This is a genomic window from Halomonas citrativorans, assembly GCF_014898005.1.
In the GTDB taxonomy this organism is placed as follows: domain Bacteria; phylum Pseudomonadota; class Gammaproteobacteria; order Pseudomonadales; family Halomonadaceae; genus Vreelandella; species Vreelandella citrativorans.
Genome location: NZ_JABUYX010000002.1, coordinates 21,734 through 35,140, shown reverse-complemented (window position 1 = coordinate 35,140; position 13,407 = coordinate 21,734). Strand labels below are relative to the sequence as shown.

At 55.2% G+C, this 13,407-nt stretch carries 12 protein-coding genes; 5 read left to right on the top strand and 7 right to left on the bottom strand.

Annotated elements, in window-relative coordinates; translation table 11 throughout:
* Positions 1–16: 16 nt before the first annotated feature.
* Positions 17–784: a metallophosphoesterase gene (locus tag INT20_RS03255; protein ID WP_193055177.1), complete on the top strand. Its 768-nt coding sequence runs from the start codon at positions 17–19 to the stop codon at positions 782–784.
* Positions 785–861: 77 nt separating this feature from the next.
* Here the strand turns inward: INT20_RS03255 and ffh are convergent, their stop codons facing one another.
* Entirely contained in the window at positions 862–2,289 is a 1,428-nt protein-coding gene (ffh, locus tag INT20_RS03250) for a signal recognition particle protein (protein ID WP_172118541.1), read from the bottom strand.
* Positions 2,290–2,498: 209 nt separating this feature from the next.
* Here ffh and INT20_RS03245 point away from each other — a divergent pair, with 209 nt between their 5' ends.
* Entirely contained in the window at positions 2,499–3,296 is a 798-nt protein-coding gene (locus tag INT20_RS03245; RefSeq protein WP_193055176.1) for a cytochrome C assembly family protein, read from the top strand.
* Positions 3,297–3,383: 87 nt separating this feature from the next.
* Positions 3,384–4,664 carry an HlyC/CorC family transporter gene (locus INT20_RS03240; protein WP_172118542.1) on the top strand — a complete coding sequence of 427 codons (1,281 nt, stop codon included), beginning with the start codon at positions 3,384–3,386 and terminating at the stop codon, positions 4,662–4,664.
* 88 nt (positions 4,665–4,752) lie between these two features.
* Here INT20_RS03240 and INT20_RS03235 read toward each other — a convergent pair whose 3' ends face one another.
* Positions 4,753–5,358 carry a 1-acyl-sn-glycerol-3-phosphate acyltransferase gene (locus tag INT20_RS03235; RefSeq protein ID WP_225733772.1) on the bottom strand — a complete coding sequence of 202 codons (606 nt, stop codon included), beginning with the start codon at positions 5,356–5,358 and terminating at the stop codon, positions 4,753–4,755.
* 53 nt (positions 5,359–5,411) lie between these two features.
* Positions 5,412–6,026, bottom strand: coding sequence for a TetR/AcrR family transcriptional regulator (locus tag INT20_RS03230; RefSeq protein ID WP_172118544.1), 615 nt, complete (start codon positions 6,024–6,026; stop codon positions 5,412–5,414).
* Between the two features lie 190 nt (positions 6,027–6,216).
* Between INT20_RS03230 and INT20_RS03225 the strand changes: the two genes are divergently transcribed.
* Both INT20_RS03225 and INT20_RS03220 read left to right on the top strand, forming a co-directional pair.
* The gene (locus INT20_RS03225) at positions 6,217–6,903 is read left to right on the top strand and encodes an SOS response-associated peptidase (RefSeq protein WP_193055173.1); all 687 of its coding nucleotides are present in this window, start codon (positions 6,217–6,219) and stop codon (positions 6,901–6,903) included.
* On the top strand, positions 6,903–9,743 hold the full coding sequence (locus INT20_RS03220; protein WP_193056434.1) for an insulinase family protein: 2,841 nt from the start codon (positions 6,903–6,905) through the stop codon (positions 9,741–9,743). The genes INT20_RS03225 and INT20_RS03220 overlap by 1 nt, the downstream gene beginning before the upstream one ends.
* A 13-nt stretch (positions 9,744–9,756) precedes the next feature.
* Here the strand turns inward: INT20_RS03220 and sbcB are convergent, their stop codons facing one another.
* The 4 genes from sbcB to minC form a co-directional block, all read right to left on the bottom strand.
* Positions 9,757–11,250, bottom strand: coding sequence for an exodeoxyribonuclease I (gene sbcB, locus INT20_RS03215; RefSeq protein ID WP_193055171.1), 1,494 nt, complete (start codon positions 11,248–11,250; stop codon positions 9,757–9,759).
* An 82-nt stretch (positions 11,251–11,332) separates the two neighbouring features.
* Positions 11,333–11,584, bottom strand: coding sequence for a cell division topological specificity factor MinE (minE, locus tag INT20_RS03210; RefSeq protein ID WP_018918334.1), 252 nt, complete (start codon positions 11,582–11,584; stop codon positions 11,333–11,335).
* Positions 11,581–12,399 (bottom strand): septum site-determining protein MinD, encoded by an 819-nt coding sequence (gene minD / locus INT20_RS03205; protein ID WP_172118548.1) that lies wholly within the window; start codon positions 12,397–12,399, stop codon positions 11,581–11,583. Before minD ends, minE begins: the two co-directional genes overlap by 4 nt.
* Positions 12,400–12,547: 148 nt before the next feature.
* Positions 12,548–13,300 (bottom strand): septum site-determining protein MinC, encoded by a 753-nt coding sequence (gene minC, locus INT20_RS03200; protein ID WP_193055170.1) that lies wholly within the window; start codon positions 13,298–13,300, stop codon positions 12,548–12,550.
* Positions 13,301–13,407: the final 107 nt, after the last annotated feature.

Here is a 13,407-nt window from a genome sequence, read left to right as displayed (position 1 = left end):
TTATCGAGTTTTGTGCATGCTGATTGCCCATTTATCTGACCTTCATGTGTTTACTACGCAGTCTGAAACCGGCGAGTCACGTTTGGATATCGCCCACGTGGTTGAACGTATCGTGAGCGACCTTGTGTCGCTTAGCCCACCGCCCGATCTTATTGTGATCAGCGGTGACCTGGCCGACGGCGGGACCGAAGACGACTATCGACTGATTCGCCGCTTGCTGGCACCACTGGAAATGCCCATTCTGGCCGTCCCGGGCAACCACGACCGGCGTGAAGCCATGCGCGCAGTGCTGGGCGACCGACTTTCGGGCTTGCAGCCAGGCAAGTTTCTACACTCCAGAGTAGAGGCAGACGGTGTCACGTTACTGGGCCTGGACTCAATTATTGCTGGCAAACCCCAGGGCGCGCTATGTAGCGAACGCCTGGATTGGCTGGAAAACCAGCTTGGGCACACCAAGCCGCTAACGTTTCTGGTGATGCATCACCCGCCCTTTATGACGGGCAACCCTCACTGGGATGACTACAGCCTGATCGAGGGCCGAGAGCGTTTCGAGGCTATTATCAGTGCGTCTCCCAAACGCATTTTATGTGGGCATATTCATCAGCCCTTCCACACCTTGTGGGGACAACACTACAGCGCCATTGCGGGCAGCCCTGCGTTTCAATACAACCTGGTGCCGGGCAGTCAGGCGAAGCCGACACTCAGCGATGTGCCTTACAGCTATCCGCTACATGACTGCCAGCCAGATGGCAGCGTTCTGGTTCACCTGCGCCATATAACCTAAAAGCCAGCACCGAAGGGTGCTGGCTTTTAAAGCGTACGGGCCTTTAATTGGCCCGCTACCAGGTTCCAAGCGTGTGCTTAGCGCCAGGGCAGGCCACCGGGGCCACCCATACCGCCACCGCCCATGCCGCCCATTCCACCTGGGCCGCCAGGGCCTCCGCCGCCGCCCATCATGCCGGACATGCCGCGCATCATTTTCTGCATGCCGCCTTTCTTGCCCGCTTTCTTCATCATCTTCTGCATCTGCTTGTGCTGCTTGAGCAGACGGTTCAGGTCGGGCACCTGCAGGCCAGCACCGGCGGCAATCCTGCGCTTGCGCGAGCCGTTGATGATATCCGGCGCGCGGCGCTCCTTGGGCGTCATGGAGTTGATCAGCGCTTCAAGCTTGCCCAGCTCTTTCTCAGGCCCAGGGCCTTGAGCCATTTCGGCCATTTGCCCCATGCCAGGCAGTTTGCCCAGAAGACCACCCATGCCGCCCATCTTTTTGAGCTGTTGCAATTGGTCGCGGAAGTCTTCCAGATCAAAGCCATCGCCTTTTTTAACCTTGCTGGCTAGCTTGGTAGCTTTGTCTTTATCAACCGTGCGCTCGGCTTCCTCGATCAGCGACAGCATGTCGCCCATGCCGAGGATACGTGATGCCACACGATCCGGGTGGAAGGGCTCCAGAGCGTCAACTTTCTCGCCCACCCCCATAAACTTGATGGGCTTACCAGTAATATGACGTACCGACAGCGCCGCACCGCCACGCGCATCACCATCAGCCTTGGTTAAGATAACCCCGGTCAGCGGCAGCGCATCGTGGAATGCTTTCGCGGTATTAACCGCATCCTGGCCAGTCATCGCATCGACGACGAACAGCGTTTCTTGCGGTGAGATCGCCTTATGCAGCGCCTGGATCTCCGCCATCATGGCTTCATCAATTGCCAAGCGACCCGCGGTATCTACCAGCACCACATCGTGGAACTGGATTTTGGCGTGCTTGATCGCCGCTTCGGCAATATCAACAGGCTTCTGGTCAGAGCGCGACGGGAAGAAGTCGACTTCGACCTCTTTAGCCAGCGTCTCCAACTGGTCGATGGCTGCCGGGCGATAAACGTCGGCCGACACCACCAGGACTTTTTTCTTCTCGCGTTCGCGCAGGTAGCGGGCAAGTTTGGCTACCGACGTGGTTTTACCCGCCCCTTGCAAACCGGCCATCAACACAACGGCTGGCGAGCCTTTGAGGGTTAGGCCTTCGTTGGCCTCGCCCATAATGGCTTCCAGCTCCTGCTGGACGATTTTGACGAACTGCTGACCGGGCGACAGGCTCTTGGACACCTCTTGCCCAACCGCCCGCTCGCGAACGCGTTCGATAAAGGCCTTGACGACCGGCAGCGCTACGTCGGCTTCAAGCAGCGCTTTGCGCACTTCGCGCAGGGTATCTTTGATATTGTCGTCGGTCAGGCGCGCCTGACCTTTGATCGACTTCAACGTCTGGGAAAGACGCTCACTGAGATTCTGAAACATGGGGCCTCTCTGCCTCCGTCGCTGTCGCCGGGCCTACGCCCCTAGACTGATGTACATGGATTATACGCGCTCACGCCTTGAGTCTCCATGACTGTCCGCGCGGGCTAACGATGGCTGTGCGATACTGCTTTGATTGGTTATAGTAGTCGGTACACGTTAACTTAACTGTTTTTTACTGCAACGCGCGAAATGCGCACACGGATAGCATCATGCAGGCGCTGCCTTTCGCCACGATCGCTTTTGTACTCTATGTTGCTGCTGCCACTTGGCAGGGCATGACCCTTTTTCGCCGCGTGCCGCCACGCCAAAGCATGGTGCGCCTGCTGGGTGCCTTGGGCCTATTGCTCCATATCCCGGTGGTCGTCCAACTGATGGGGCAATCCCCAGGCCTTCTGCCTGGGTTTACCACCAGCGCGACGCTTTTCATGGCGGTCGCCGTTAATGTGCTGTTGATAGCGAGCCTTTTCAAGCCAGTGCTTAACGTCGGCATCGTTCTCTTTCCTTTAGCGGGTGTCGCGCTGATTACCGCCACCTGGCTCCCCAGCCACACTAGCCACACGGGCCTGACACCCGGCATTCTACTGCATGCCATTAGCTCCGCGCTGGCGTTTGCCATGCTCGCAATTGCGGCGATACAGGCAATCCTGGTGGGATTACAAAACCAGGCGCTACGCCATCACCATATTCGCGGCATCGTGCAGTCGCTTCCTCCGTTAACCACGATGGAACGCGTCCTGTTTGAGTTGGTCTGGGCAGGCATTTTGCTACTAACGCTCTCGATTGTGAGCGGCTTTATCTTTCTTGATAATATTTTTGCCCAGCATTTATTACATAAAACCGTTCTCTCGTTAGGTGCGTGGGTTATTTTCACAACCCTACTCATTGGCCGCTATCGTTTCGGTTGGCGCGGCATGCGCGCAGTACGGTGGACGCTGGGTGGTTGCACGCTTTTGATACTGGCCTACTTTGGCAGTAAGTTTGTGCTTGAGATACTGCTCAATCGCTAAGCCCATATACACGGCTATGACTGTCTTGACACACCTTCTTCTAGCTTCTACAAACCGTGCTTGATACGGCATAAAGGAATTTTCGACTTGAGCGACGACTTCCCCTTGGGATTACTATTCGGCCTTCTTGGCTTACTAGTACTGCTATCGGCTTTTTTCTCCAGCTCTGAAACCGGCATGATGTCGATTAATCGTTATCGCCTGAGCCATCAAGCCAACAGCGGTGATCGGCGCGCCAAACGGGTCATGCGCCTGCTTACCCGCCCTGACCGCTTGATTGGCGTCATTCTAATCGGCAACAATTTCGTCAATAACCTTGCGGCATCCATTGCGACTATCATCGCTATTCACTTTTTCGGCGAAGTATCAGGCCCGGCGATTTCTACTGCCATTTTAACGATTACTATTTTAATTTTTTCCGAGGTTACCCCCAAAACCTACGCGGCGATTAAACCTGAGCGTATTGCCTACCCCAGCTCTATGGCGCTGGAGCCGCTTTTGAAGCTGCTTTATCCGCTGGTGTGGCTGGTGAATATGATCTCGAACGGCCTACTGCGCCTACTGGGCGTGAAAAGCGTGGAGAATGGCGGCGACAACCTTACCCGCGACGAGCTGCGTACCGTGGTACATGAGGCGGGTACGCTGATTCCCTACCGCCACCGGGCCATGCTGCTGTCGATCCTGGACCTTGAGAATGTCACGGTCAACGACATTATGGTGCCGCGCCATGAAGTGCTGGGGATAGACCTGGACGACTCGTTGGAAGATATTCTGACCCAAATTCGTACCAGCCAGCACACCCGCTTACCGGTTTATAAAGGCGACATCAATAACATCATCGGCATGCTGCACTTGCGCAATGCCGCGCGCTTTTTATCCCGTGACGAAGTCACCAAGGCGGCCATTGTCCAGGAAGCACGCGAACCCTACTTTATTCCTGAGTCCACACCGCTTCATACCCAACTGCTTAACTTTCAAAAGCAGAAGCGGCGTATCGGTATCGTGGTAGATGAGTATGGCGATGTCGAAGGGTTGGTAACGCTTGAAGATATTCTGGAAGAGATCGTTGGCGAGTTCACCACGGACGTATCGGAAGATGAAGAGATTCATCAGCAGGACGACGGCAGCCATGTCATTGAGGGTACGGCTAACATCCGTGAAATCAATAAAATGCTGGGGTGGCACTTACCAACCGATGGCCCCAAGACCCTAAACGGGTTGATTTTAGAGCACCTTGAAGCGTTCCCCGAAGGCCCCGCCAGCCTGCAAATTAACAATATCCGTATGGAAATACTGGAGATCCGCGACAACCTGATCACCTCTGCCCGCTGCTGGCAAAACGTGCGTCTTCCAAGACGCCAACCCTGACAGCACTTGAGACAGATAGCGTTTGAGATGGCTAGCACTTGAAATGGACAGCACTGGGGACGACATGAACAAGTAGCGCTGAAGCGCGTTAGCGCGCGTCAATATCTTTATCGGCGGCCACTTTTAGCGCTCGCACCCGCGTTTCCAAATAGCTACGCAGCGTAACCCCATCCACCTCTTGCACATTAATGGGTGGGCCAAAATGCAGGCTAACCGGCGCCCTAAAGCGGCTTGGCCACTTTTTCAGCGCTTTACCGTTGTAGTGTGATGTCCAGGAACCCCACAAGCCTGCCAGCCCGGCAGGAATCACCGGCACATTATCGCGTGCCAGAATAGTTTCCAGCCCGCGTCTGAAGGTATGGATATCACCGTCTGGCGTTAACCGCCCTTCCGGAAATACCATAACGACTTCCCCACGGCGCAGTGCCTGGCTCACTTCATCCAGCGTACGCCGCAAGGCGCCGGGGCTACGCCGCTCGGACTCAATGGGAATAGCGCCGACAAGCTGAAACCACCACTTGAGCCAGGGCGAATCGAAAATTGGCTGATCCATAACAAAACGCAGTGGCCGAGGGCTGCCGCCCCCCAGGACCAGAGCATCCATAAAGCTTACGTGATTGCACACAACCAGCGCACCGCCACGTTTGGGGAGGTGATAACGCCCATGCACATGCAAGCGATAGCAAAGTCGCATAGCCAGATAAATCAGGCTACGCAGCACTTTGCGGACAGCGTTGATCCACCATCTCACGACGCCGGCTCCCGGCGCCGAAGCCCTGCCAGCACCGTACTGACCAACTGATCCAGCAGTTCATCCACTTTAAGCTGCTGGCCTTGCCAATACCCCAAGCGTTCATTTAAGCCCAGCTGTACAAGCCCATGTACGCTGCCCCATAGCGTGCGCCCCAGACGCCGAGCTTCGAGATCGTCAAGCGTGGGCTGATACTCTTTGAGAGCGGATTCCACCTGGGTAAACAGCGCTTCAATGAGATGGCTTTGACGCTGATCAAGCTCCCCTTCTTGCGCCAAAGGATAATCAAACAGCAGCTTCCAGCGGTAGCAGTCTTGCTCGGCGAAGTGCCAGTACGCATGCGCCAGCGCACGCAGCCAAGGCTCTGGCGCGTCTGCCGATAATGACGTAATGGTCTGCTTCAAGCCCGCCAACGTCTCGACGTTAACGTGCTGCAATAAGTTGTTAAAGCTGCCGTAAAGTTTAAGCAGCGTACTGGGCGCACAGCCAACCTCTCTAGCCAGGGCACGCAGGGATAAATCGTGGACTGACTGTACAGCCAACCAATCATCACAAGCTTTCATGACCTGCGCATGGAGGGCATCGGGCGCATGCTGTCTAGGACGGGCCATGGCGATCTCTTCAGGTCAACGAATAACAAGAAAGAATGCCTCACAGCGCTTTAGCGTGAGCAAGGGGTAATATAGGATACCTTATATCGAACACTGTTTTCGACACTAAAACGCCACATTTAGCGCATTCTTGTGCATCTGTAATCTCTCCCATGACATGATTGAGCCGATTCTGCTTAAGGAGACTGGCATGACCGGACGCCTACATGTACACAACTTACCGCTCAAGCGTCTTCTGCCCTCACTCAAGGCGACATCCGCGCTGGTGGAATCCCCCAATCTGGCACCCCGCCAACCCGTTTCGGCTATTCGTTTAGCCCAAGGTGAATTGCAGCTCGAATCAGTTTTTTGGGGGTTAACCCCCCCGTGGTTAACGGTGCTGGATCACGCTCCACACTGCGCTAGAGCTGAGACACTCAGTTCAAAAGCCATGTTCCATGAAGCGTTTCAGGCTCGTCGCTGCGTTATTCCTGTCAGCGGTTTTTACGTTTGGAAAGCACTGCCGCGACACAAACAGCCTTATCTGGTCACAGAGGTGAGGCGCGCGCCCTTACTGCTCGGTGCGTTATGGTGTCGCTACCATACAACGCTTACCGCGTTTACTGACTCAACAGCACTGATTAGCGTACCGGCCAACGCATGCCTGGCACCGCTTAGCGACCGATTGCCGGCGGTCATTCCCCCTCATGCGTTGACCACATGGCTTGACCCCGACAGCCCTTTGGAAACCGTTAAAACGTTATTAACACCCGCGCCCTTGGAACTATTAGGTGCGTTTCCAGTATCCAAGCATGTCAACAATCCTGCCTATCAATCAGCCGCTTGCGCCCACCCGGTTGGGCCAATGCTGCAATGGACCGTCCCACAGGAGCCGTAATGTTACGACCGAAAAGTAGACTATTTTATTCGCGCGTTGTACTGGCAGCGGTGCTCAGCTCCGTATGGTTTTCTCCCGGCGTGCTGGCCGCTGGTGATGACCCGATAGAAGACATTGTCATCCCGATTGCCAGCCCCTTTGACAGTCGCGACTATCGCGTGCTGACGCTTGAAAATGGTCTACAAGCGCTATTGGTAAGCGATCCTGACGCCGATAAAGCCGCTGCATCCATGAACGTCCGAGTCGGTAGCGCCCAGGATCCAGATGACCTGCAAGGGCTTGCTCATTTCCTTGAACACATGCTGTTCCTGGGTACCGAGGCGTATCCCGCTCCAGACGCCTATCAGCGCTTTATTTCTGACCACGCGGGCTCCCATAACGCCTTTACCGCTCAGCAAGATACCAACTATTTTTTTGATATCGAGCCCTCCGCTCTGCCGGAAGCGCTTGATCGCTTTAGCGAGTTTTTCCTGTCACCGCTGTTTAATGCCGACCATTTAGAGAGCGAGCGCAATATCGTTCATTCTGAGTACATGGCAAGAATTCGCGATGAGTCCCGACGCGAAAACGACGTGCTTAACCAATTGCTCAACCCTGACAATGCCACCACAGGATTTGCCGTTGGCAGCCGCGAGACGTTAGCCAGCCCACCGGCGGGAGAAGCGACGCTACGCGAACGTGTCATCGATTTTTATCACCAACATTACGATGCCAACGTAATGAACCTGGCCGTCGTTGCCCCTCAGTCGCTTGATACACTCGAAGAGTGGGTGGTGGAGCGTTTTGCGGATATTCCTGACAATGGCCTGAGCGTTCCTACGATTGATGCACCGCTGGTAGATACCGATACCCTGCCACGCTACGTTGAGCGTCAGTCACTGCAAGATCGCCGCCAGCTGCGTTTTTACTTCCCCATCCCTGACCCCGAAAATGAGTACCACGCAAAACCCACTCATTTAATGTCGCATTTGCTGGGCGATGAAGGGGATGGCAGCCTTTTGGCGGTACTGCGTAATGCAGGTTTGGCCGACGGCCTGTCCGCAGGTGTTCAGCGCGGTGATGGTCAGGACGCCCTGTTTACGGTTTCCATTAGCCTGACGCCTGCCGGTGCCGAGCGGCTTGATGATATCCAGGCTACGCTATTTGCCGCCATTGATCAGCTGCGTGACGATGGGTTGGCTGACTGGCGCTATACTGAACTGCGCGATTTGAGCGAGCAGGCATTTCGTTTTCAACAGCACGGCGCACCCCAGCAGGAAGCCACTCAGCTCGCCATGAATTTGTCCCGCTACCCGGCTGAGGATGTGCAGTATGCCGCGTATCGCATGGATGCACCGGACACTGAGCGCCAGCAAGCGTATCTGGCTGCGTTAACGCCGGACAACATGCTGCGCTTTTACTCTGCGCCCGAGGTGGAAAGTGACACGGTTTCGCCCTGGTTCTCGACCCAGTGGCGAGAACAACCGCCTGTTCAAGAAGGTCTCGCGCTTGAAGGTTTGGCCCTGCCTGAACCCAACCCCTTTATTGCCAGCGACCTTGCCCTTATTGAAGGCCAGGACGAGCACCCAAGCCTAATGATCGACACGCCATTCTTTAAGGTTTGGCACATGCAGGACTCACGCTTTAATACACCAAGCGTTGAGTGGCGGGTCAGTTTGCAGTATCCCGACGCCAGCTATTCGGCCGAAGAGGTCGTACTGACGCAGTTGCTGGCTGGGTGGCTAAACGACAGCTTGAATGAATCACTTTATCCCGCATGGATGGCCGGTCAGTCGTTTAGCGCCTACCCGCACGCACGTGGGATGACGCTATCATTTTCCGGTTGGCGTGATGGTCAGACACCGCTTATTGAGCAAGCCATTGATCAGCTTAAAACGGCTGAGATTAGCGAAGGCGCCTTTGATCGCGTGCAATATCAGCTGCAGAGAGAGCTGGTTAATGCGCCGCAATCATCGCTTTATGGCCAGGCAAGCCGCACGCTGGGTGAAGCACTGCTGACCCCACGCTGGTCGACAGCCGAACTACTTGACGCCAGTCAGCGCCTTGACCAGCAGCACCTTGAGAACTTCCGTAAGCACTTTTTGGGCGGGCTCTATATCGACGCCATGGCGATTGGCAACCTGGATAAAGCACTCGCCCAGGAACAAGCCGAGCGGGTGCGCAGCAAACTGCGCCCAGGCTTGACGCGAGAAGATATTCCAACGCTTAGCCCGCTGGCCATTGACACGACTTCCAGCGTACTGCACCCGCACAGCACCCGCGACGAGTCCCTGGTGCTGCGTTACTTACAAGGGCGCGACCAGAGCGCTAAAGAACAAGCAACCATTAGTGTGATTGCCCAGTGGCTGGAGACGCCCTTTTATCAACAGCTGCGCACGGAAGAACAGCTGGGCTATATTGTGAACGCGGGTTATTCACCCCTGCTTGAGGCACCTGGCATTGCACTACTCGTTCAATCGCCGGATGTGGACAGCGAAACGGTCGCTGCGCACATGGATGCCTTTTTAGCTGACGCTGGCGAAGCACTTAAGCAACTCGACGATGCTGAACTCGACGCCTATCGCAAAGCGGTCCATGCCAGTCTGAGCGAGCGTGATACCAGCCTTGCGGGCATGGCCAACCGTTACTGGCAGGCCACCGCGCTGGATGAGATCCGCTTTGACCGTCGTGAAGAGCTGGCCAACCTGGCACTTGAGGTTAGCGCTGCGGATATTCAAGCTGCATGGCCAGAGCTACTTGGCCACCAGCTTGATATACGCTTCAACCCGGGTGATGAGCCCAGCGATGTAACGCCTTACCGCGAAGCACTAACGCCGTTTACCCAGCGCAACACTCCGTAAATGAATGTGCCGCTCAGGCATCGAACGCCTGGGCGGGCATCATGGCCTCGACAAACATCACCAGTTCTTCAAGGATCTGCCGCTCACGCTCGCTGAGCGGCTGCTGATTGTAGCGCTCGATCTCTCGAGCAAAGGCCTTAAGCGTAAAGCCGGACATCGCCGGATCATTAATTCGCATCCAGCGAAACGCCTCCCACTGCTCGCGCTCGTCACCTTCCAGCGTGTCAGGGTAGCTACGCGCCCGATAGCGAAACAGCATCTCCTCAAGACGCGGATCCTGAAAGGCAAACCGTTGCCCTACCAGATCCCAGGGTTCCATCTCACGCACCTGCTCCATCTGCTGCCGGTCGGCGGCGGAAAAGAAGCTGCCGGAGTAAAGCATCATGTCAGGGTCGTGGGGTGCGTCATCAAAGTTGGTCTTAAAGACCTCGGCCACTTTAGGCGTCACTCCCTGGGCGCTGCGCAAGGTTTTCCAGTGCTGGCGGCACGTTGCAATATCCAACCCAAGGCGCTCAACAATCGCGCCATACGCTCCTTTTTGCGGCCCCTCTATGTCCTTGAGCACACTCGATGGAAAGATCACCGGGCAACGGTTGATATGAATGACCTTGAGTGGAATACGCGCCTCACCTTCCGCTAAATCCTGCTGACTGACAAAGACGCGCTCGCGTATTTGCTCAGGCGAAAGCGTAAGAAAGTCGCTTGGATCAACACTCAGGTCGTACACGATCATCCCATTAGGGTTGGTAGGGTGCTCAGCTAACGGCATTACCAGGGCGCTGCAACCACGGCTGGCCGGGTAGCGGCGGGAAATGTGCAAAAGCGGCTTGGCATTAGGCAGGTCAAGCTGCTGGGCAACCGCGCGTTTGCCGCGCAGGCCAAGCAAGTAATCGAAGAGCTTAGGGTTACGCGTTTTGAGCAGTCGCGCCAGGGCAATGGTTGCCCGAACGTCGGCCACCGCGTCATGCGCACCTTCATGCTCAATCCCGTTGGCTTTGGTTAAATGCTCAAGCTTAAAGCTTGGCGCACCATCTTCACGTAGCGGCCACTCAATGCCATCCGGGCGTAGCGCATAAAATGCGCGCACCACATCAATTAAATCCCAACGGGAGTTACCGTTTTGCCATTCGCGGGCGTAGGGGTCGATCAGGTTGCGATAGAACAGGTGACGAGACACTTCATCATCAAAGCGTAAGCTGTTGTATCCCGCAACACAGGTGCCCGGCTCGCTCATGTGGCGCTGCACTTCACTGGCAAACTGCGCTTCAGGCAGACCGTGACGTCGCGCTTTTTGTGGGGTAATCCCGGTAATCAAACACGCAGCAGGATGAGGCAGGTAATCGTCTGCTGGCTTGCAGTAGAGCTCGATAGGCTCACCGATCTCGTTTAAGTCCGCATCGGTACGCAGCGCAGCAAATTGAGCGGGCCGATCTCGACGCGGATCGGCCCCGAATGTTTCATAGTCATGCCACAAAAAACTGGCAGGGGCGGCATTAGGTGGCGCCATGAACAAGCACTCCGCAAGGCAGCAAAAACCCTAGCCTAGCACACCCAGCGCCTTTCTCGCCGCCTGTTGCCCTCCTGTCTTGTCAGCTTTTGGGCAACGTCACATTCAGCTCAAGTACTGAGCAGTTATCTTCGCTATCCAGCGAAATCTGAATGGCATTGTCGTCAACATGTACATAGCGACGAATAACTTCGAGCAGTTCGCGCTCAAGTAGCGGCATGTAGTCAGGCTGACCACGCTGGCTTCGCTGATGCGCCACGATGATTTGTAACCGTTCTTTGGCCACCGAGGCGGATTTCTTGCGCTCACGCTTCAAGAATTCCAAGAGTTTCATCGACGGTTACCTCCAAACATACGGCTAAGCAGACTTTTGCGCTGCACCTCATGAAAACGTAACGGAATCTCCTCACCCAGCAGACGTGAAACGGTATCCGTATACGCCTGACCTGCATCACTTGATGCATCGTGAGTGACCGGCACCCCTTGGTTCGAGGCGCGAAGCACAGCTTCGGACTCAGGAATCAGGCCCAGTAAATGAATGGCCAGAATTTCACGAATATCCTCAAGGGTAAGCATATCCCCGGAGGTCACCCGTTCAGGGTTATAGCGAGTAACGAGCAGGTGCTCTTTAATCGGATCACCACCCTGCTCAGCACGCCGGGTTTTTGATGCCAAAAGGCCCAAAATACGGTCAGAATCGCGTACCGATGAGACTTCCGGGTTGGTGACCACAATCGCTTCGTCGGCAAAATACATGGCAAGCTGCGCACCACGCTCAATACCAGCAGGCGAGTCACAGATAATAAAGTCAAATTCTTCTCGAAGCTTTTCCAAGACCTCCGCCACCCCTTCCTGGGTTAGCGCATCTTTATCCCGGGTTTGTGAAGCGGGCAGGATATACAGATTTTCAACACGCTTATCACGGATCAACGCCTGGTTAAGGCCGGCTTCGCCCTGTATAACATTTACAAGGTCATACACTACACGACGCTCGCATCCCATAATCAGGTCAAGGTTTCGAAGCCCTACATCAAAATCAATGACCACGGTTTTTTTACCACGCAGGGCCAGACCTGTTGAGATTGCTGCAGCGCTAGTGGTTTTACCGACCCCCCCTTTACCTGAGGTCACAACAATAATTTTAGCCAAGATTCACTTCCTTCTTGAAGTCGTTCATCGCGAGCGCATGACGCTGAACGAATAACGGGAACGTCAATGTCACAAAAGCCCTACTGTAACGGATAGGCAAGGCAGCGTCGCTAAGCATTAAGCATGGATGCACGCTACGTTGAAAGCATCAACCCAACGGCTTAATTTCAAGCTGCTCTCTTATAAAATGAACTTCTGCGGCGCGGCCCAAAAGCCGGGGATCAACATCTTCGAGGCGTTTGTAATTCCCAGCCACCGAAAGCAGCTCAGCCTCAAGCTCGCGGCAGTAAATACCGGCCTGAGTATTACCATGAATACCTGCCAGCGCCCGCCCCCGCAGAGCACCGTAAATATGAATACTACCTGCTGCTAGTACTTCTGCCCCCGCATTGACGGCACCAATAACGATCAGATCCCCATCCGATGCACTGACCTGCTGGCCTGAACGAACGGTACCGCGATAAAGCCGTGTTGCCGCACTCTTGGCGTGTGCCTCAATACGGTCGTCGTCAGAGGCATTGTTTTTTGAGGCTTCCTCTTTGCTGCTGACGCTCTCCAGTGCCCGAGCGCGCGTCTCCTCTACAGGTGCAAACCACCCAAGCCCCAATGCCCAAGCCGACTGGCGTACCGGCTCTGAACCGCCGCGCACCGCAACGGGTAAAAGTTTGTGATCCCGGCAAACGGCGCATATTCTTTCCAAAGCCAAATGAGGCTCATCAAGCTTTTCCACGCTTAGCACAACCGGTGTATGCTGGAAGAAGGCAGGAGACTGAGACAGTTTACCGGCCAACTGCCGCCGGATATGCTCAGGGTCAGCGCTACTTAATTCCATGACGGTCATCGGCAGCATGCCGCCTTTAAAGGTAAATGCCATGTTGGCACTATCGGCGTTGAGGCTCATAGCCGAACTCCATGTCATGTTCAGGTAAGATAAAGGTAGCGCAATTTGGCGCCTTTGGGTGTGAAGAATCAATTTCTATTACACCCTGGTAAGGCAAAGCTAAGCGA